The organism is Vibrio fluvialis (assembly GCF_900460245.1).
GTDB classification, from domain to species: domain Bacteria; phylum Pseudomonadota; class Gammaproteobacteria; order Enterobacterales; family Vibrionaceae; genus Vibrio; species Vibrio fluvialis.
This window is the reverse complement of the sequence record NZ_UHIP01000002.1, coordinates 1,446,655-1,467,832: the sequence shown is the minus strand read 5'-3', so window position 1 is coordinate 1,467,832 and position 21,178 is coordinate 1,446,655. Positions and strand designations below refer to the sequence as shown.

The window sequence follows — 21,178 nt, the reverse complement described above, 5'->3', positions numbered from 1 at the left end:
ATGAAAATAAATATCTATGATTAGTCTTAAAATAAGGAAAATTGATGCGTTCACTATTTATTCGCATGCGATTTGTGCATTGGTTAGGTGTTATTATTCTTGTAATGAATGCATTATTTCTTACTGAAAATATTACTTCTCAGATACTTCAAGGCATCGTTGTTATTTTTTTAATTATACACGATATAGATGAAAAAATTTGGGGCGTTGATTCTCTAAAGAATGTAACTATGTATATGAAAAACTTTGAAAGGAAAGATTTATCAACACCATGCAACGTTAACAGCCAATATAACAGTGAAATTACGAATGTGTTGAATGTAATCAACACATTCAGACGCAATGTTAAGTTGGCGCTTGAAGAAATACAGCAACAAGCGATGGCGTCAGATGAGATTTCTACGCAATTGAAATATAAATCGACAAATATCTCGGATCGAATTTTAAGGCAGGATGCTAGTGTGAGTTCGCTAAATGAACAGCTTGAAAAGCTTGATAACACTTCAATCGCTCTTAAAGTGAAGGCTGAAGAAACCCAGATGCAAGTAAAGAGTACACACGCGAAGCTTGAGCATTCTGTTGGGATGATGGACAACCTTGTCCAAGGCCTCGATCAATACTTAGAAAGTAACCACCAGTTACAGAAGAGTTTCAATCAGCTTTCCGCGCAAACACTATCGATAGAAAATGTCGTTTCAGTTATTGCAAAATTAGCTGACCAAACGAATTTACTAGCATTGAATGCTGCAATTGAAGCGGCCCGTGCTGGAAATCAAGGTCGAGGTTTTGCGGTTGTAGCAGATGAAGTCAGAAGATTGGCGCAATCAACGCAAGAGAGCTTGCATGAAATTAACTCGATAGTTTCTGAGATATCAACGACTGTAAAAATGGCTGGAGCGCAAATGTCGTCGCAAACTTCGACGATAACTCTTCTATCTGAAAATACGATTAAAAGCCAAACTGAAATTCGCATCGCCAATGAAAGCATTGGATCTGTACTGTCATTTATTGAACATAATGAAAGCGAACAAGAAGTTAACATTCATACGGTAAGTCAACTAGTTGGTGAAGCAAATGCTAAAGTTGATGAGTTGAAACAATTGTCTAGTTCGAACGCTATTGACTGTGAGGCCCTTATAAAACAGGGTATTAATTTAACAAAGGTAACAGAAAATGTTGTTGAAAAACTGAGTATGTTCAAAACTGCTTGAGTGAAATTGGTTGGTTTTAAACTATTAAATCAACCAACCATTTCATAGGAAATAAATCTATTAATCGTTTAATTTATTGTTTTAAGTTGTATAAGAATTCAATTAGATCTGACTGTGTGACCATTCCGATTAATTGGTTATGGTCATTTGTAATCGGTATATGGTGAAACCCCGAGGTCAAATATGGAATAAGACGAGCTACATGTTGATCTTCATGCATAGAAATCGGATTTCTTTTCATATATTGGCCAATAGTCTTAGACGTTTTTTTCTTCGCTAAGAGGTATAAACCTACGAATGAATTTATTTTTCTTTTTTCGACATAAAGTAAAAAATCGACTAATGAAAAAATACCTACAATTTCCTTATCGGAGTTTATAATAGGAATTGCGCTAAATTTATTTTTTTGAAGTGTGTTGAGACCTTCGTAGACTGAATCATGTTCTGTGAGTGCCAGAATGTTTTCTGTCATTACATGTTTGCAGGTCAATTTTTGACTTTTGTGCTCTAAAGCGAGCAGGTGGGTTTGTTTAAAAATTTCGTCGAGCGTTTTTTCATCAATGTCTAACCATTCATTTCTCGTTTCCAAAACTTCATGTAATTCATCAAAGTAGAGTGATGACTTTTCATGCGCAGACTTTGAGTTCATTGATGACTTTTCAGTTGTGTTCGAAGATCTCATAGTGATCCATCTACGATACGTGATACCAGATAAGGCTAGGGGAAGCACGTTCAATAAAACGGGATCGAGTAAGAAGTTGAGATCTGGTTGAGATGTATTACTCAGCACAGGGACAAGCGCAGTTGCTACGCCTGGTGGGTGAACACATTTTAGTACAATCATAATGATGATAGTGCTGGTTATTGATAGTGTTATCAAGACTATGACATTATCGAATGCCGTCGATAAACCAATACCCACCAACGCCGCCGTGAAATGTCCACCGATCAAGGGCCATGTTTTTCCCATTGGACTGCTAGGTATCACAAAAATGATCGTGACGGAAGCCCCTATTGATGCAATCAACAAAGGGGTTGCGGAAGTGGTATGCCCGTAGTTTGCAAGTACCGCAATGATAGCTGATGTAAGGAGCACAGGTATTGCAATGTATGAAAGGTTGAGTAAGCGGTCAAAATGCGACATAGGAATCAAAGTAAAAGTTAAAAACGGAATTCTATTCGATTATTAAATGTTAATAAAGCGTTTACATTTTAATAATTATAATTTAAAAGAACATGAGTTACTTAATATTTATATAAAATAATATTGATTTCCAAATGAAATTATCGTATGAGATTTATATATATGGAATGTTATTTTTCAATATTGTCATAATCATTTGGTGGTAAATTTAAAATAATTGTATTTTACGACTAAGAGGTTAGGTATCTTTAGAGTAGAATAATAGTGTTATGAAAGGAGATAACTGATATGAACGTAAACAGCATTACTCTGTGTGATATTATAAAAAACATTCCAGGTTCAATGAAAATATTAAAGTCGAACAACATCAATGCTTATATAAACTTAAGAAAAACATTAAATGAAATTTTAGTAATCGATGATATTGCTAAGTATTCTGACATGATTGATAAATTAAATAACTTGAGTCGAGACAATAAAGAGTTGCTGAAATTTTGTGATATCCCTCATCAAGAGTTGATAAAATATATCATTGCTAACTTTCACATAAAACACAGAGACCAGTTGAATCAAGCGATAGAGTTAGCAAAACGTGTTGAAACAGCACACTATGACCATCCTCAATGTCCTATTGGTTTGAGCGAATGCTTAGAAGGGATTGCGAATGATCTATGCAGTCATATGGAGAAAGAAGAACAAATCTTGTTTCCGATGATCAGTCAAGGGATCTATCCTGATGGTCCTATTTTCGTCATGGAGCAAGACCATGATGATCATATTCAGGCATTGAGTGAATTAATGACTTTGGTGAACTATTTAGAAGTTCATGAAGATGCATGTCAGTCATGGATAAAACTATATTCATTGTTAGAACAATTTGAAAGTGATATTCTCACGCATATTGCATTAGAAAACAATATATTATTCAAACATTAATTAACACCGAAAATTAATTTCTGCTTAATCTACATGTTTAGGCAGAAATATCTAATTATTCGAACCTAATTTTTTCTTGATGTACCCAAACTGCTGCTTCAACTCGAGAGCGTAATTGTAATTTTTTCAAGATGCTTTTTACATGAACTTTTACTGTGCTTTCGGAGATAAAAAGTTTATTGGCAATCATTTTGTTGGATAAACCAATAGCAATGTTTTTCAGAATATCTTGTTCCCGAGTACTAAGAACATCAATAGTTACATTGGTTAGTTTTTCTTGCTTCTTTTCTCTTAGATTCCCTACTAAAATAGATGTTAACTCTGGGCTAATGACTGTTTTTCCTAGACATGCATTTTCAATGGAGGCTAGTAGTTCTTCTGGTTCCATATCTTTTAAAAGATACCCGTCTGCACCTAATTTAATTGCCTTAGACACATCTTCATCGTAATTTGAAACGGTAAAAATAATAATCTTGCTTGTGATGTGTTTATCTCGAAGTAATTTTAACGTTTTCAATCCATCTAACTCTGGCATATTGATATCTAATAGGATTAAGTCTGGTTCGTAGTCAATTGCATACTCCACCCCTTGAAGTCCATTACTTGCTTCTGCAACAACGGTTAGGTGTTTTCTAGTATTAAGTAATTGCTTAATACCACTTCTCAACATTGGGTGATCATCGATCAAAAGTATTGTGGATGCATCAGCATTGGTAAATGTGAGTTCTTTAATCATATTATACTCGTGAATATATAGGAAAAGTTAGATAGAATTCAGTTCCTTTGCCAGGAGAGGAGATGATATCCCATTTTCCTGATAGAGACTGTGCTCTGTCACCAATAATTTTTAGGCCATAACGAGAGTTTTCTTGTGAAGTAGAGAATCCACAACCATCGTCGAGAATAATTAAGGAGACGTCATTACCTTTCATTGATAAATCTAGCGTTACATCTGAAGCGTGTGCATGTTTATAAATATTATTTAATAGCTCACGAATGATTTGAATTAAATGTATTGAATGATGAGCGGATATTTTATTGGCTGGAATTTCATAATTTAAATTTATTTTCGTTCCTATTTTTTGGTTATATTCCTTAACCGTGTTTTCTAGTGCAGGTAAAAAACCTAGTCCATCTAACTTCAACCTAAAGGTAGTCAAAAGTTCTCTAAGTTGACAATAAGCAACATTTACTTCTTCTCGCATTTCCCCAATTATCGATATCTGTTCTTCATCTAAGTGTGATAAATCCATTTGTAAAATACTCAATTTAATCTTGAGACAAGATAGGGACTGAGCGATTGAATCATGCAGTTCGCGTGCAATTGTATTTCTCTCTTTTAATATTAATAACTGCTGATCTTGTTGAACTTTATAGAAAACAGAAAGCGATTGCGTTAATAGTTCTGAAAATGCAATTATTAATTGCTCATTTTCTGTATTTAAAGGGGATTTACTATTGTTAGAGATGACGATTCTTCCATAATCATGACTAGAATCCTTTAGTTTTATAGTTATCTCTGATAGATTTGCTATAAACACTTTTTTCTTATCAAAACAAAGGTTGCAACTTATGTTTTTACAAAATTCAGGCCTACTTAATGAGCCAAAATCAAATGTTTGAGTGTTATCACTTTCTTGATAATCATTAATTAAAATTGTAACCTTATGTATTCCAGTTAATTCAATTAGCTCTTTAATTAATGGTGCTAACATATCGCAGCTATATTGTTCATTATTAAACTTTTTACATGCTCGATATAAAAAGTCTAAGTATCTATTTTTTCTATTCAGATCTTCTGTTTTATGATACACAATATTTTCTAAATTTATATATGTCTCTTTTAAACTTTCTGACATTAAATTAATGGAGTCACCCAGTTCATTCATTTCATCTTTATGTCTCTGAACGCTAAACTTTTTACTAAAGTCTCCAGATTTAATCGATCTTGATATATCAAGTATTGACATCCAAGGCTTAAATAGCCTTGAGTATAAGTTTCCAATGGCATATATTCCAAATATAATTATCATTATAGAAAATACTTTTTGGATATTTTCTAGAGATTTAATGTTGTTCTCGGTATTAAGCTCTACGTTATAGATCAGGTTATCTATTATTTTTACAAATTCATCAGAGTTTGATCTTATTGATTCATAACTCTGGTTTTCTATCTTTTCCTGAAAGAATGCTAACAAATTTCCATGCTCATCGTTTAAACCACTTTTAATCATGTACTTTATTATGTTTGGATTATTCAGTTTTGTATTTATTTTTATTATATTTTTTGAAGTAATACTTTTATCTGTAGACAAAATAGATTTATAGATGAGCATTCTTATCGAACCAATTTGATTAACGATGTGCGTTCGACCTTGGATATTATCTACCGTTATGAGTGAAATAAACATGCCAGATAGAGATATACTGCAAAGCATTAATATAAAGAATGAAATTTTTTTGGTTATCGATATATTGAAAAAATTCATTATTCCATCTAATAAACTAGTCAGTTATATCTAACAATTTACATTTAATTCATGGTATATGACATACCACTTGTGGGTTACCACTGAATAGTTTTCCAAGCCGTTTGTTTGTGAATTTTTTAATTTACACAATGATATCAATGAGTTACAGGTTTTTGTTGTAACTACAATGAGTAGTATGACTGAGCAGTTCGGTTTTATTAAGAAGATGCTTTTGATCTAAGTCAATAATTTAACTACGTGATTATCACTAAATGTAATGGTTTTCCCAATAACAACGGTGTGAATCATGTCAATAAATATAGATACAAAAGACATGGAGTCGTCTGGTCGAGTAAGTGCGCATTCGATTAAACAATGGTTTCCTGAGGATAGACAGTTTTGGTTATCTCAAGGACAATACATTGCAAAGCGAAACTTATGGATTTCGATTCCCTGCCTACTATTGTCTTTTTGTGTTTGGATGATCTTTAGTGCAGTTGCAGTAAATTTGCCTAAAGTCGGCTTTTCATTTAGTACCGAGCAACTTTTTTTGTTAACCGCATTGCCCTCAGTATCAGGAGCGATTGGTCGTATTCCTTATTCTTTCACAATTTCAATATTTGGCGGTAGACGTTGGACTGCATTCAGTACATTGATGCTTGTTGTACCAATGGTTTGGCTAGGAATCGCCATCAGTAATCCTCATACTTCGTACTCCACTTTCGTCATGATTGCGCTGCTATGTGGACTAGGTGGTGCAAATTTTGCCTCAAGTATGGCAAATATCAGTTTCTTTTATCCAAAGGAAATGCAGGGGAGTGCGCTTGGCTTAAATGGTGGACTTGGCAATCTCGGTGTCAGCGTAATGCAGTTGGTGGTTCCTATTGCTATTTCCGTTCAATGGTTTACTTCGCAATCTGAAGGGCCACATCTACAAAACGCCGCATGGATTTGGGTACCGTTAATTTTACTCTTTAGCCTTATTTCCTGGTTTGGAATGAACGATATAGAAAATGCAAAAGCCTCGTTCAAAGAGCAGGTCAAAGTACTTAAACAAGGACACTTATGGTTAATGAGTTTATTATATCTTTCCGCGTTTGGTTCTTTTATCGGTTTCTCTGCTGGTTTTGCAATGTTGTCTCAAACGCAATTTCCAGAAGTTGAAGTTTTGAAATTTGCCTTTATAGGTCCACTTATTGGTGCTCTTATGCGACCTGTTGGTGGAGCATGGTCAGATAAATTTGGTGGCATAAAAGTAACGTTTTTAAACTTCGTACTCATGGCGTTATTAACCGTTCTTATCTTCTTTACTATTCCATCGGAAAGTACATCAGGTAGTTTTGTTATTTTCCTTATAATTTTTATGGGATTATTTGCTTGCTCGGGTATTGGTAGTGGATCAACATTTCAAATGATAGCAGTTTTATTCCGCCGTATTGTCACGCAACAAGCGAGAATGGCAGGATTGGATGAGGAGACTATCACGCGTAAGACAGGAACGGATACAGCAGCAGCATTAGGATTTATATCTGCTATTGGCGCGTTTGGTGGTTTCTTTATTCCACAGGCATTTGGTCTATCGCTCTCTCTTACAGGCTCAGCCTCAAGTGCTTTAATACTATTCCTATTTTTCTATGTCGTTTGCTCAATCATTACGTGGTTCGTTTATGGACGAAATATAGAGAATGGTTACGCAACGAAAAAATAAGTCACATATTTAATTCGAACTTTCTATCGTAGATATTAACTTAAATTATCAATTAAATATAAATAGTAATTAGTTCCTAAATATAGGAGAAACACTGAATGAGCAAGTTTTTGGATCGATTTCGATACTTTAAACAAGTCGGAGATTCGTTTTCTGGTGATCACGGACAAACACTTAATACAAATCGTGATTGGGAAGATGGATACAGGACGCGTTGGCAGCATGATAAAATTGTGCGCTCTACTCACGGCGTAAACTGCACTGGATCTTGTAGTTGGAAAATTTATGTTAAAAATGGGTTGGTGACATGGGAAACTCAACAAACAGATTATCCTAGAACACGTCCAGATCTTCCTAATCATGAGCCGAGAGGATGTCCGCGAGGGGCGAGTTACTCTTGGTACTTATATAGTGCGAATCGTCTCAAGTACCCAATGGTACGTAAGCCGCTATTAAAGCTTTGGCGTGAAGCAAAACGCCGCTTTGCAGATCCTATCGATGCATGGGAATCTATTGTCACTAACTCTGAATCGACGACTGCTTATAAAACAGCGCGAGGACGAGGCGGATTTGTACGTAGTTCTTGGGCTGAAGTTAACGAAATTATTGCCGCATCTAATATATACACCATAAAAGAACATGGACCAGATCGCGTGGTGGGTTTCTCCCCAATTCCAGCTATGTCTATGGTGTCTTACGCCGCTGGTGCGAGATACTTGTCTCTTATTGGTGGTTCCTGTTTGAGTTTTTATGATTGGTATTGTGATTTACCACCAGCATCTCCGATGACGTGGGGGGAGCAAACAGACGTTCCTGAATCAGCAGATTGGTACAATTCTTCATACATTATTGCTTGGGGTTCTAACATCCCTCAAACCCGCACTCCTGATGCGCACTTCTTTACCGAGGTCCGTTATAAAGGGACGAAAACAGTCGCAATTACACCTGATTACGCTGAAGTTGCAAAACTCTGCGATCATTGGCTTAACCCAAAACAAGGTACGGACAGTGCTGTAGCACTCGCAATGGGTCATGTAATTCTTAAAGAATTTCATGTTAAACGTCAGTCCGAATACTTCCAAAACTACTTGCGGCAATACTCAGATATGCCGATGTTGGTGAAGTTGGAGCCTAGAGCTGACGGTAGCTACAGTGCAGGTCAGTTTTTACGTGCATCAGAGCTAGTGAATAACCTCGGAGAGTCCAACAATCCTGAATGGAAAACCATCGCTATTAACGAAGTCGATGGGGAATTCGTTGCACCTAATGGTTCTGCTGGTTTTCGTTGGGGAGAAAAAGGTAAGTGGAATCTTGAGCAGCTAGCGGGAGATGGCCAGGATAATGTGAAGTTGCAATTAGGGATAAAAGATGCGGATGACACCGTTGATGTTGCTTTCCCCTATTTTGGTGGTTTAGAGCACGAACACTTTACTCATGTGCCACTATCAGACCTCATTAATCGCAAGCTGCCAGCCAAACGTATTACTTTGGAAGACGGAACCGAAACATTTGTCACAACCGTATATGATCTGACACTCGCGAATTATGGTGTAAAACGTGGATTAAGTGATCCGAGTTGTGCAGCAGAGTATTCCGAACTCAAAGCCTATTCTCCTGCATGGGCTGAAAAAATCACAGGAGTTTCAGCCGAAGAGATCATTCGAATTGCAACTGAGTTTGCGGATAATGCAGAGAAAACTCGCGGGCGTTCGATGATTATTGTCGGTGCAGGCTTGAACCACTGGTACCACATGGATATGAACTATCGCGGTTTGATCAACATGTTGATCTTCTGTGGCTGTGTTGGGCAAAGTGGCGGTGGTTGGGCGCATTATGTCGGACAAGAAAAACTTCGTCCTCAGACAGGATGGCAACCTCTAGCGTTTGGATTAGATTGGCAGAAGCCTCCTCGTCATATGAATGGCACATCTTTCTTCTACAACCATTCAAGTCAATGGCGATATGAGAAGTTAAAAGTCGATGAATTATTGTCTCCAGTAGCGGATAAAACGCGCTACAGCGAACACTTGATCGATATGAACGTTAAAGCAGAGCGAATGGGATGGTTACCTTCGTCACCACAACTTAACGTAAACCCGTTGAATATTGCCAAACAGGCACAAAGCTCAGGACAGTCAGCAACTGATTACGTTGTGAATGCGTTGAAAGAAGGCGAGATTCGTTTCGCATCAGAACAACCTGAAAAACACTATCCACGAAATATGTTTATATGGCGTTCGAACTTACTTGGCTCGTCGGGCAAAGGTCACGAATACATGCTCAAATATTTACTCGGAACCGAGCATGGTATTCAAGGTAAAGATCTGGGCGAGTTTAGTGCAACAAAACCGAGTGAAGTGGAATGGAGTGATCAACCAACACAAGGCAAGCTTGACCTCGTTGTGACGCTAGATTTTCGTATGTCGAGCACGTGTTTATTCTCGGATATCGTTCTTCCAACCGCAACGTGGTACGAAAAAGATGATATGAACACGTCGGATATGCATCCATTTATTCATCCTCTATCGGCAGCGGTTGATCCAGCATGGGAAGCAAAGTCTGACTGGGAAATCTACAAAGGCATTACCAAAGCATTTTCGAGTCTTTGTGAAGGCCATTTGGGTAAAGAAACCGATATTGTTACTTTACCTATACAGCATGATTCTCCAGCGGAAATAGCGCAGGCATTTGATGTTAAAGATTGGAAACTTGGCGAATGCGAGTTGATCCCTGGTAAAACTGCGCCACATATTATGGCCGTGGAACGTGATTATCCTAATACCTATGCACGATTCACTTCTCTAGGGCCTCTATTAAGTAGTCAAGGTAATGGTGGTAAAGGAATCAACTGGAATACCGACAGTGAAGTTGAGCTACTTAAAAAACTCAATTATGTCCATCATGAAGGAGCCGCAAAAGGACTCGCCAAAATTGAATCAGCCATTGATGCAGCAGAAGTGATCTTGGCCCTAGCGCCAGAAACGAACGGGCAAGTGGCAGTAAAAGCATGGGATGCATTAAGTGAATTTACAGGGCGCGAGCACCGACACTTGGCCATCAATAAAGAAGAAGAAAAAATTCGCTTTAGAGATATTCAAGCACAACCACGAAAAATCATATCGAGTCCAACATGGTCTGGGTTGGAAGATGAACATGTGTCCTACAACGCTGGTTATACCAATGTCCATGAATTGATACCGTGGCGAACAGTAACAGGGCGTCAACAGTTATATCAAGATCACCAATGGATGAGAGATTTTGGTGAGAGTTTAATTGCTTATCGCCCACCTATTAATACTCGTACTGTTCACGACATTATGGGCAAGAAGGGCAATGGCAACAAAGAGAAAGCGTTGAACTGGATTACGCCACACCAAAAGTGGGGAATTCACTCTACGTACAGCGAAAACTTGCTGATGCTGACATTATCACGTGGTGGCCCAATTGTGTGGATGAGTGAAATAGATGCAAAAGATCTTGGTATTGAAGATAACGACTGGATCGAAGCATTTAACTCGAATGGCTCATTAACGGCGCGGGCTGTGGTCAGTCAACGTGTGCCTGAAGGGATGGTCATGATGTACCACGCACAAGAGCGCCTTGTTAACTTGCCAGGTGGTGAGATTACTGGACAACGAGGTGGGATACATAACTCTGTCACTAGGGTATGTCCAAAACCTACTCATATGATCGGCGGCTATGTGCATCAGGCTTATGGCTTTAACTACTACGGAACAGTAGGTTCGAACAGAGATGAATTTGTTGTTGTTCGTCGAATGAAGGAAGTCAAATGGCTAGATGGCGAAAACAACGACTATACACAAGCACCGAATATGTACAGTGGTTTAGTGGGAGATAAATAAGTATGAAAATTCGTTCACAAGTCGGCATGGTATTGAACCTTGATAAATGCATCGGATGTCATACCTGTTCAGTCACCTGTAAAAACGTTTGGACTAGTCGCGAAGGCATGGAATACGCGTGGTTTAATAATGTCGAGAGTAAACCTGGTACAGGGTATCCAAGTGATTGGGAAAACCAAGATAAGTGGAAGGGAGGATGGATTCGAAATATTAAAGGAAAGCTCGAGCCAAAAATGGGCAATAAAATTGGCGTTATGGCGAAACTGTTCAATAACCCAGATATGCCGACCATAGATGATTACTATGAACCGTTCACTTTTGATTACGAGTATCTCCAAAATGCACCACAAAGTAAGCATCAACCGATTGCTCGTCCTCGTTCTCTGATCACTGGTCAGCGGATGGACAAAGTGGAAAAAGGGCCAAACTGGGAAGAAATTCTGGGGGGAGAATTCTCAAAACGCTCTGCTGATCAGAATTTCAATGACATGCAAAAAGAGATGTATGGTCAGTTTGAAAATACGTTCATGATGTATTTACCTCGTTTATGCGAGCACTGTTTAAATCCAGCTTGTGTGGCGACTTGCCCAAGTGGTGCAATATACAAGCGGGAAGAAGACGGTATCGTATTGATTGACCAAGACAAATGTCGTGGATGGAGGATGTGTTTGACAGGATGCCCATACAAAAAGATTTACTTCAACTGGAAGAGCGGCAAATCGGAAAAATGTATCTTCTGTTACCCAAGAATCGAGTCTGGTCAGCCTACTGTGTGTTCAGAAACCTGTGTAGGGCGTATTCGCTACTTAGGTGTGATTCTATACGATGCAGATAAGATTGAGCAGGCGGCGTCCGCAGAAAGTACGACGGATCTTTACCAAAACCAGCTAGATATATTCTTAGACCCGAATGATCCTGAAGTTATAGAAGAGGCCTTCAAACAAGGTATTACGGAAAATGTACTAGAGGCCGCGCAGAAATCACCTGTGTATAAAATGGCGATTGACTGGAAACTTGCGCTGCCTTTGCATCCAGAGTATCGCACCATGCCAATGGTTTGGTATGTACCACCTTTGTCACCAATTCAGTCTGCGGCAGATGCTGGATATCTGGGTAATAATGGCGTTCTTCCAGACATTGAGAGTTTAAGAATCCCTGTGCAATACCTTGCAAATCTTCTGACTGCGGGAGATACCGCTCCTGTGCTACGAGCATTAAAAAGAATGCTTGCGATGCGGCATTACAAACGCGCTGAAACGGTTGATGGGCAAACAGACATTAGTGCATTGGAACAGGCTGGGTTGACAGCACAACAAGCTGAAGAGATGTATCGCTATTTGGCAATTGCAAATTACGAAGACCGATTTGTCATTCCTTCAAGTCATCGAGAACTGGCGCGTGAAGCCTTTCCTGAAGCTAAAAGTTGTGGATTCAGTTTTGGTAACGGATGCCATGGTGGTGATGATACTCGAATCAATCTATTCAATAGTCAGCGTATCAATTCTATAGACATTACCGCTAAGACGATAGGAGACAAGTAATGGAACTGAAATCTCTCAGATTAATTGCGGCCTTATTGGATTATCCGAACTGTGATACTTGGGATTTTCCACATGAATTGATTGGCATCGTAAAACATTGCGAAGAATTAAATATAGATCAAAAGAAAATACTCGTTAAATTTATTAATAGAATTTTAGATTTGGAGCTAATGGATGCACAATCTAATTATGTTGATTTATTTGATCGAGGACGGTCACTATCTCTTCTCTTATTTGAACATGTCCATGGAGAATCAAGAGATAGAGGTCAAGCAATGATTGATTTGATGAGCCAATATGAAAAAGTTGGGTTGCATCTTAGCGGTGGTGAACTTCCTGACTATTTACCTAGATATCTAGAATATGTGTCTCAATTGAATGAAAAACATGCCAAGGAAGGACTGAAAAATATTGCTCCGATTTTAGCAATTATTACTGAACGGTTAAAACAAAGAGACAGTTACTATTTTGATCTATTTAAAATATTGTTGGAGTTATCGGAAGGGAATGTAGACACTGAAGCTTTGCATCAACAAGTATCTAATGAAGATGAGGACTATACACCAGAAGCCTTAGATGCCATTTGGGAAGAAGAACAAATCCGATTTTTAGGTGAAGAAGGATGCAATTCTGCGTTGCAACATCAGCATCAAAGACGATTTGTAAATAATGTTTCACCGCAGTATTTAAACATTAGTGATATTAATGGAGTTCAGCAATGAGTTTTTTAAATGGTTTCTTTTTTAATATCTATCCCTACATCGCTGGTTCCGTATTCTTGATCGGTAGTTGGATAAGGTATGACTATGGCCAATACACCTGGCGTGCAGGGTCTAGCCAAATTCTAGACAATACCAATATGCGATTAGCTTCGGGGTTATTTCATGTTGGTATCATAGGCATATTTCTCGGGCATTTCTTTGGCATGTTAACGCCTCACTGGGTCTATGAATCATTTCTGTCATTAGCCGCCAAACAGTTAATTGCGATGATCGCTGGTGGCATTTTTGGCATTATGACCATCGTAGGAGGAGCAATGTTACTGAGACGACGTCTGACTAATGTTCGAGTGCGTGCAACATCATCTTTTGCTGACATCCTCATTCTTACACTCCTTGTCATTCAAGCATGCCTAGGTGTCTTGACGATTCCTTTTTCTGCACAACACTTGGATGGCAGTGAAATGATGAAGTTAGTTGGTTGGGCGCAAGATGTCGTGACATTTCAATCTGGTGCAGCAAGCAACTTAGATGGCGTGAGTTTTATATTTCGCATTCATATGATATTAGGAATGACGATATTCCTTATTTTTCCATTCTGTAGATTGGTTCATATTTGGAGCGTCCCATTTGAATACATTTCAAGACGTTACCAAATAGTAAGAAGTAGAAGGTAATACTAGTAAGCGAAGTGAGTACTGCATGCCTTTATTAAGTGCTCACTTTGTTCTGTAACGTATTTTAAAGTAATTTTATTATGGATTTAAAGTTAAAGGAAGATATATGGTTTACCATGTTTCAAGAAAATACATTTTACATAAAATATTAGAGTCATTTTTTATCGCATTTTTCTGGCCTTTTTTGATTTATCTAACTTCACAATTCGCTAACCTTGACATGAGTGAAGAATTAATTTATCAAGTTAAAATATTTTCCATTATTGTATTTTTGATTGCGGTTGTTATTGCTGTAATAAATGTTTACTTTTTAAAAAACACTGTTCTTGTCATAGACAAAAATGGAGTGGTTTATCGAGTAAGAAATAAAGTTTTTAAGTTTCCATGGGCTGATTTATCAAGAATTAAAATTTATAAGTCCAAAAGAAAGATTATAAGTATTGTTCTATTTCCTTACAAAAGTAAGTTGAGAGTATACTGTTTTGATAGGATGGATAAATTTATTAATGATATAGAAAGACATGGGAAAAATAAAGTTCATATTATTTATTAGTTCTTTAATATTTAAAGGTTATAATTTAAAATATATTTTATGAGAGAGTGCGAATGGAAACGTGTGGGAAATATAGGCGGTTTTTCAGAGGAAAAATTACGGACAAGGAAATTTTTGAGGCATGGCAACAGCCTACCCATATGAAGAGACAGGCTTGTTACTCATATATACCTAAAAAATAAAATCAAATATCTCAGAAATTATAAACAATAACTCTATATTCGTTTGTTTCGGATAAGAGCACGTCTTACATTTTTACACATTTTTCCAAGTGAATATATTTCGTCAAATGTAGGCGAAATTCCTCGGTTCAACTGGTGCTGCCAATATGATAATTCTGAATCGACAAGCTCCATTAACTTTTTAGGACAACCGATACAACTATTGTCTGTGCCACATTTAAATGTATCCTCATTGTATAGGGGGAACTCATCTTTAACAGCGTCAATTATCTGCTGCATCGCTGTTATTCTGTCTGGTTTTTTTCTCATAAGATTACCTCTCGAGAAGATATTATCAACAATAAACATACAAATTTCAGTTGCCCTAAAGAGTTAAAAATTGCAAAAAAATCATTAAATTTTTTATATTTTGGTTGGTTAAATACTGGTGTGTTTTATTAAACAAAAAAATATAAGGAATGGCACACAGTGGGTGAATGCGATAAACAGCACTTATCTTTAAGGAACATTGAACACTTATTCGGCTTTTATGTCGTTTGGTTTTGCGTCTAAACCCAGGCTATCTTTTGCCCAAATGACGGCCTGAACCCGGTTCTTCGCGTTGATTTTTTTGAAGAGATTATGCAGATGGGATTTTACGGTATTCAGACTTACGCCAAAATGCTCAGCGATTTCAGGGTTCGTTTGTCCTTTCACTAATAATTTAACGACCTCATGCTCACGTTTGGTCAGCACGGCACCTAGCATTCGGCTGGAGAGCACAGGGATATTGCTGCGAAAATGTAGGATATAGTCCTGAGAGAGTTGCCTGGACAGCCACATTTCACCTTGCATGATTTTATGGGTGCCTTGCAAAATCTTGTCAATATAGTCATCGGCATAAAACACCCCATACAAATTGGGCCACTTGAATAAGTACGCCACGCTGATGTCTCTCGGGCAGTTAATCAGTATTTCTTTGGCGTGTAAGCCTATCTGATATTTGATGTTGTAGTAGTTGTTCTCGAACTCATCCGTAATGTGGGCAAAATCAATAAAAATGTATTTTGCGCAGGTACTTTTCTCGATGCTCAACTGGCTGAAACGTTGTAATTCAACCGACAAAGGAAGGTTTCGCCCCAGAGTTTCTTTGAGCATGGTCGACGTAAGGCTTTCTTCTGAAAAAAGCAGGGCGTTCTGGATGCCTGGATAGTTCATGGGTACCTTTCGATATAGGCAATACGTTGTCTATTACTCTACCGCGATGATTTTGTGTCTCAAGAGGGATGTGGCGAATTGTGATAACCGTCAACGTAGCAATAAAACACTCACCCATGGAAAGAGGGGGCGTCCGTGTTGTCATCGCCTGGTTATGGCATTCACGGCCTTAATCGCACGTTAAACTCGCCCGACACTCCCTTTGAAAGGCGCGGTCCAAATTAGGACAATACTGCGTTAACGATATCTCCATGGCTTTAAGAAGAGCAATGTAGATGTCTTCCGCTTGCTCGTAACTGATAGCGTTGCTGTCGATGGAGAGTATGGTTTCACCCCTCAGAGAGAAATGGTACTGAAGACCATCGAGGCTGAAGGTCGGGGCCAACTGATTCTTTGTGTTCATCGCGAATCTTCACATAGTCGCTGTATACCTTAACTTTAGTATTAGAAATAACAATACGCCACATTATGCTTATCAGCTTCAGGACAAAGAGTGAGAGCAGCCGTCACGTCACGCGGTCTGAAAGCCAGCGGCATGGTGCATTGTTATTGCGAGTAAAAGGGGGTTAAATGAGGGCTTCTTTGGCTCTTACGAACGCGTATGAAACACGATAGCGATTACTACTCACAACTGGCAGCGTTAGTGTGCCATGCATTGCTTCATCTTTTTATGGAAGTCTCCGCGACACCTCGGTTTGTGCCTGTCTCAAAGCGAAACGACATATTGGTTCGTTATCTCAAGCACAAGTTGAACGCGCGGCACGGTCATCAGTTCAAAAAGGACATCAAAGCCATGATTCAGTTAGGGCGCAGCTCTAACGGGAATTTAGAAGCCAAGCTTTTAAGCCTACATGACAGCATGACTATGGCGAACACGACCGATATGGCTAAGTTGCATGCTTTATTGTTGTATCTGAATGAGAGGTTGGGAGTAGAGTCCGAAGTCTTTCTTGAAGGACAAGAACCGAGTCCGGACATCCTCTATATGCTGGAAGAGCAAATCCAACACGGCTTCAACGACCACAAGCAGCAAGTGGCACCGCTGTCGATGTTGCTTCAATCGGACCAAGCGCACCGACTTGAGTCTGTGGTGAATGAACATGGTGGCTTTATTGCGGAAACCAAGGAATGGAACGCTGACACTCAGCAGCTTCATCTGTTGCTGCATCCTTTGAGAGGTTGACGCTAAAGGCGCAAAAACGTCTTCAGGCTAAATCGCATAGTCTGGTGAAATATCTTCAATTTTCACCAAATGAACATCGACTTCCGAGAGTCGAGCAAAAGTGGGCTCATCTGAGGGTTGTTCGACAATATGGACGATATTGGCCACCCGATAACACCCAGCGCTGGGTGCCTTGAAGAAAACCGTTTCATCCAGTTTCGGCAATAGCGGAGTGGTATTGTCGACAGACGTAATTCGATTTCGGATAGATAGCGAGCCATCGGGCGCCACTTCATAAAAGTTAACAATCATGCGCTTCTCTGGGGTTGTTCAGTGAATGTCCTGTACTAAAACAAAGTTGCAGAATAATCAACGCCATGATTGTAAAACTGACAAGTAGGTCCTCTCGAACTACCCTTAAGTGGGTATCCTGCCTCTATTGTCCACCTCAGTATTACGGCCAACGTTGCGGTGGGTTTTTAAAAAGTGCTCATGCAATGTGAGAGATTTGAGATGAAAGAAAGAGTCTACCATGAAGCGCTGCTGGTTATTCAGGCGCTGGTTGCGCCTGACACTCGGTATCCCGCGGCTTTTTGCACGAGAGACTTTATCCAGCAATGCCAGCTTTGTGGGATGTCCGGGAGCGTTAGCCTGTCCGGCGCGAATCGGTTGTTGCGCGAACTGACTCAAAGGTGCGATGCGGTGTGGCAAGGCTGCCAATTTAATCCTGACTGCAACTTAAGTTGGTACTATCGCCGTTGAACCAATTAACGAACCCATGTTCCGCGCGGTTTGTATCACCAGAGTCATTAGGACATGAGTCACATTTCCGCATCTCCGTTCATCGTGTCATGCACGTTTGCCTATACTGAGGGAATAGAGGCCCTACCCAACCTCTATTCACTACCACGATTGATAAAACCTCAAAGCAGCCGCCGTTTGGCGGCTCTTTTTTTCAATGACCAAGCGCACAGTTCTCTCGCCATTCTTCCAAAATTGATTTACGAACAGAATGCCGTTCGTTTACAGTCATGCATAACCACTCACGACCGACATGGATGTAAGAGGTGAACCATGATGCACAGCCATGCTGACAGTTGGGACCGATACCATGCTGCCTGCGAACGCCTGGCACTGCTCGAAGCCAGCTATAACCATACGCAGCACCGTTATCTTCAAGGTCAGGTTTCTCAGGAAGTGTACGAACTGGCGTGGAGTTTGAAACTCTCGGCAGAGCGACAAGTCCGAATTTTACGTCACCAGCTCGCGATGGAAGTTTGCGGCTGAGAGCAGAACGAAGGAGTCACTGATGGCCCCCGTATCAACGTCAACTCAATCCGAATCGTCACGCACCATGGGCCAGGCTGCCTTTATCTCGGCGGCGGAGTCCAAAATGCACACCGCACGATATCAGAACATCTCGCTGGTGCTTGCCATCAAGCCCGCCAGTCTGGATCCCAGAGCGTTTGACGTTTTCCACAAAGTCATGCAAACCGTGAAAAGTGCTCAGGTGGTCGGGAATCTGAATCAGAGTTTCCTGTTGGTCTACGTGTGCGAACCGATATGCATTAGCCAGAACCAGGCCCGCGCGATTCATTTCAGCATTCGTCATTTCTTTTCTGAAGTGAAGCAGGCCGATGAGCGCATGTATCGGTTTTTAATTTCCGGGAAAGTCGGTGTGTCGGTGTTGGGGAAGGACACCCATTCCATGAAAAGGGCCGTCGTGCATGCCTCTCAGGCGACATTGGCTCAGCAAGCCGGACACAAAAGCCGTATTCAGTTCTACGATACCGATTTGCAACTGACGATTAAGCGTTACGTGCTGTTAGAGGACCTTGTACGAGATGCCATCGAGAAAGGCGCGATAGGCGTTCAGTATCAGCCCATCATACGTTGTCAGGACTGGGCGGTGGCAGGTTATGAGGCGCTGTGCCGTTTTAACCTGGACGCGGCGCTTAACGCAACAACCACGGAACTGATTGGGCTGGCTGAGGATTTAAATCTCATCTCAGAGTTGGATTTACTGACTTACCAGAACGCGTTTTCCCAGTGCGCGCCGTGGCTGAAAAAGTCCGGCCGTTTCCTGAATCTCAACCTTTCACCGAATACCCAACAGAGTTTGTCCGAAGTTCTGGAATGCATGGTACTGCTTGCGAAGCAGGAGCAAGTCGAGCCACGGCACATTGTCATCGACATGAATGAAGTCAAAAGCCCAGCGGCACGCTCGATGTCTCAACGCTACTCCCGGAGTTTCGTCAGCGGGGCGTACAGTTTGCGCTGGACGACTTGTCCGAGGGATTCCGACTGGCTGACTTATTGAGCCAGGGGCAATTTCAGTACCTCAGAGTCAGCCGCGAGCTGATTGAACGCAGCCATGAGCGGGGGGAATACTACCAGGTCATTAAGCTGTTGGTCAGACTATGCCACCGCCTGAACGTTGAGGTGATTGCTGAAGGTATCGAAACGCCGGACGAAGCCCGTTTGCTGTCTTACCTGGGGGTGGACTATATGCAAGGGTACCTGTTTGCTAAGCCGGTTGATTATGGCGACCTGCAGGAGGCAGAGAAACAGCTTGAGACAATACTTCGACAACTGCATGCCGATGGCCTGACGGATAGCTCGGATGCGGATGAAGAAGCCATCACCTTACTCAATATTGCCAGCAAAAGCCTGCCTCGTTTAGACCCCGGTGAGCCGCTCATCCTGGCTAACGAATACTTAAAACCCGACGCCATTAATGTGATCCCCGTTATCAACAAAGGGGAATGTGTCGGATTGGTGGACAAAGCTCAGCTCAATCTTCATCTGACTCCGGCCATGGGAACTGAACATGAAACCATGAAAGAAGCGGGCATCTGGAATAAGCCGGTCGCCAGTATGATGAACACGCAGTTGACCATCATGGACGCACAGGCACTGCTTACAGATGTGCTCCCGTTACTCAAAGAGAGCGCGCTTTCTCTGCCCATCGTCTTGGTCACCGATAATCGCTATAAAGGCTTGGTGACGGAAACGGACATTACACACTATCTCTTAAAGCGGCTAAAATTGTAGCGTTGTCTTTCGTTTGCGTTGTGCTGGAAGTCAGGGATGAATCGATATTACGTAAATAAATGTGTGAATTCGCAAGGGCACCATGAGGTTCACCGATTGGGCTGCGCTCTGCAGGCGAAAGTTGAAAGCCGAATCTATTTGGGCGTATTCCCATCAGGGACGATGGCCTTGGTGTTTGCGCGTCGATTGTATGGTGATTCGCAGTACTGCGTACTTTGCAGAAACGCCGATAGCAGTGAACCTGCCACATAGCCGCTCTCCTAAATGAGAACTCCACCTGAGGAGTGTTAAAAATAACGTTGAGCAAATAGGCCCTCACAGGCCATAAGCAATTCTTCGGTTCGTTGACTACTCTTTTTCTACCACTCACGATTTAGAATGGAGAAAGAGTGTGATGCTCATTTGTGACGATACCAGACAGTTCATCATCGCGACGATTGACGATATGCAGACTCGTCTCAGTGACGATAAGCCGGTCTGCGCTCGCTTACAGTTGACGAATGATTGGCTCAAGCTTTGGATTGACTATCAATACTGGGATATGGTTTTTCATCTCGAGCGACCGGTTGAAGGGATGCTGGCAACGTCAGAGCTGAATATCTTCGCGTTTACGGCTGAGCATATTGCTGATGCATTAATCGTAGATATAGAAAAGAGAATATGACCTATCAGATAGTTGAACTGGACGACTACAAAACTAATACATTCCTAAGCAATTATTTTATTCCTTCCGATGGGATCAGTTTTCTTGATGTTTAAC

At 40.4% G+C, this 21,178-nt stretch carries 19 protein-coding genes; 13 read left to right on the top strand and 6 right to left on the bottom strand.

Annotation, left to right across the window (positions count from 1 at the left end; all coding sequences use genetic code 11):
• The first annotated feature begins 44 nt into the window (after positions 1 to 44).
• The gene (locus DYA43_RS21785) at positions 45 to 1,211 is read left to right on the top strand and encodes a methyl-accepting chemotaxis protein (protein WP_020328502.1); all 1,167 of its coding nucleotides are present in this window, start codon (positions 45 to 47) and stop codon (positions 1,209 to 1,211) included.
• A gap of 73 nt (positions 1,212 to 1,284) precedes the next feature.
• Here the strand turns inward: DYA43_RS21785 and DYA43_RS21780 are convergent, their stop codons facing one another.
• Positions 1,285 to 2,355: an HPP family protein gene (locus tag DYA43_RS21780; protein WP_020328503.1), complete on the bottom strand. Its 1,071-nt coding sequence runs from the start codon at positions 2,353 to 2,355 to the stop codon at positions 1,285 to 1,287.
• A gap of 288 nt (positions 2,356 to 2,643) precedes the next feature.
• Here DYA43_RS21780 and DYA43_RS21775 point away from each other — a divergent pair, with 288 nt between their 5' ends.
• Complete coding sequence (locus DYA43_RS21775; RefSeq protein WP_061055674.1) at positions 2,644 to 3,291, top strand: hemerythrin domain-containing protein; 648 nt, start codon at positions 2,644 to 2,646, stop codon at positions 3,289 to 3,291.
• 55 nt (positions 3,292 to 3,346) lie between these two features.
• On the opposite strand, the gene narL is transcribed toward DYA43_RS21775, so the two are convergent.
• Positions 3,347 to 4,027: a two-component system response regulator NarL gene (gene narL / locus DYA43_RS21770; RefSeq protein WP_044363207.1), complete on the bottom strand. Its 681-nt coding sequence runs from the start codon at positions 4,025 to 4,027 to the stop codon at positions 3,347 to 3,349.
• Position 4,028: 1 nt separating this feature from the next.
• Positions 4,029 to 5,627, bottom strand: coding sequence for a histidine kinase (locus DYA43_RS21765; RefSeq protein WP_225869368.1), 1,599 nt, complete (start codon positions 5,625 to 5,627; stop codon positions 4,029 to 4,031).
• A 442-nt stretch (positions 5,628 to 6,069) separates the two neighbouring features.
• Here DYA43_RS21765 and DYA43_RS21760 point away from each other — a divergent pair, with 442 nt between their 5' ends.
• The 6 genes from DYA43_RS21760 to DYA43_RS21735 all read left to right on the top strand — a co-directional run bounded on the left by DYA43_RS21760 (position 6,070) and on the right by DYA43_RS21735 (position 14,823).
• Positions 6,070 to 7,470, top strand: coding sequence for a NarK family nitrate/nitrite MFS transporter (locus DYA43_RS21760; RefSeq protein WP_269467197.1), 1,401 nt, complete (start codon positions 6,070 to 6,072; stop codon positions 7,468 to 7,470).
• Positions 7,471 to 7,568: 98 nt separating this feature from the next.
• Positions 7,569 to 11,333 carry a nitrate reductase subunit alpha gene (locus tag DYA43_RS21755; protein WP_061055672.1) on the top strand — a complete coding sequence of 1,255 codons (3,765 nt, stop codon included), beginning with the start codon at positions 7,569 to 7,571 and terminating at the stop codon, positions 11,331 to 11,333.
• A gap of 2 nt (positions 11,334 to 11,335) precedes the next feature.
• Positions 11,336 to 12,874 carry a nitrate reductase subunit beta gene (gene narH, locus DYA43_RS21750; protein WP_061055671.1) on the top strand — a complete coding sequence of 513 codons (1,539 nt, stop codon included), beginning with the start codon at positions 11,336 to 11,338 and terminating at the stop codon, positions 12,872 to 12,874.
• Entirely contained in the window at positions 12,874 to 13,596 is a 723-nt protein-coding gene (gene narJ, locus DYA43_RS21745) for a nitrate reductase molybdenum cofactor assembly chaperone (protein WP_061055670.1), read from the top strand. Before narH ends, narJ begins: the two co-directional genes overlap by 1 nt.
• A complete protein-coding gene (gene narI, locus DYA43_RS21740) occupies positions 13,593 to 14,270 on the top strand; it encodes a respiratory nitrate reductase subunit gamma (RefSeq protein ID WP_061055669.1) in 678 nt (225 codons plus the stop codon). The genes narJ and narI overlap by 4 nt, the downstream gene beginning before the upstream one ends.
• A gap of 106 nt (positions 14,271 to 14,376) precedes the next feature.
• Positions 14,377 to 14,823 (top strand): hypothetical protein, encoded by a 447-nt coding sequence (locus DYA43_RS21735; protein ID WP_061055668.1) that lies wholly within the window; start codon positions 14,377 to 14,379, stop codon positions 14,821 to 14,823.
• A gap of 215 nt (positions 14,824 to 15,038) precedes the next feature.
• On the opposite strand, the gene DYA43_RS23195 is transcribed toward DYA43_RS21735, so the two are convergent.
• Both DYA43_RS23195 and DYA43_RS21725 read right to left on the bottom strand, forming a co-directional pair.
• Complete coding sequence (locus tag DYA43_RS23195; protein WP_061056078.1) at positions 15,039 to 15,314, bottom strand: hypothetical protein; 276 nt, start codon at positions 15,312 to 15,314, stop codon at positions 15,039 to 15,041.
• A 207-nt stretch (positions 15,315 to 15,521) separates the two neighbouring features.
• Positions 15,522 to 16,202: a LuxR C-terminal-related transcriptional regulator gene (locus DYA43_RS21725; protein ID WP_202983439.1), complete on the bottom strand. Its 681-nt coding sequence runs from the start codon at positions 16,200 to 16,202 to the stop codon at positions 15,522 to 15,524.
• A 601-nt stretch (positions 16,203 to 16,803) separates the two neighbouring features.
• On the opposite strand from DYA43_RS21725, the gene DYA43_RS21715 reads away from it, so the two are divergent.
• On the top strand, positions 16,804 to 17,385 hold the full coding sequence (locus DYA43_RS21715) for a DUF2913 family protein (RefSeq protein WP_061055666.1): 582 nt from the start codon (positions 16,804 to 16,806) through the stop codon (positions 17,383 to 17,385).
• 27 nt (positions 17,386 to 17,412) lie between these two features.
• Here DYA43_RS21715 and DYA43_RS21710 read toward each other — a convergent pair whose 3' ends face one another.
• A complete protein-coding gene (locus tag DYA43_RS21710) occupies positions 17,413 to 17,676 on the bottom strand; it encodes a hypothetical protein (protein WP_020328513.1) in 264 nt (87 codons plus the stop codon).
• 762 nt (positions 17,677 to 18,438) lie between these two features.
• Between DYA43_RS21710 and DYA43_RS21705 the strand changes: the two genes are divergently transcribed.
• From DYA43_RS21705 to DYA43_RS21685, 4 genes are all read left to right on the top strand, one after another.
• On the top strand, positions 18,439 to 18,651 hold the full coding sequence (locus DYA43_RS21705) for a hypothetical protein (RefSeq protein ID WP_055453625.1): 213 nt from the start codon (positions 18,439 to 18,441) through the stop codon (positions 18,649 to 18,651).
• Between the two features lie 22 nt (positions 18,652 to 18,673).
• Complete coding sequence (locus tag DYA43_RS23190) at positions 18,674 to 19,684, top strand: EAL domain-containing protein (RefSeq protein WP_061055665.1); 1,011 nt, start codon at positions 18,674 to 18,676, stop codon at positions 19,682 to 19,684.
• Positions 19,651 to 20,418, top strand: a complete 768-nt coding sequence (locus DYA43_RS23185) for an EAL domain-containing protein (RefSeq protein ID WP_081094702.1) — start codon at positions 19,651 to 19,653, stop codon at positions 20,416 to 20,418. The genes DYA43_RS23190 and DYA43_RS23185 overlap by 34 nt, the downstream gene beginning before the upstream one ends.
• Positions 20,419 to 20,812: 394 nt before the next feature.
• A complete protein-coding gene (locus DYA43_RS21685; protein WP_020433458.1) occupies positions 20,813 to 21,082 on the top strand; it encodes a hypothetical protein in 270 nt (89 codons plus the stop codon).
• Positions 21,083 to 21,178: the final 96 nt, after the last annotated feature.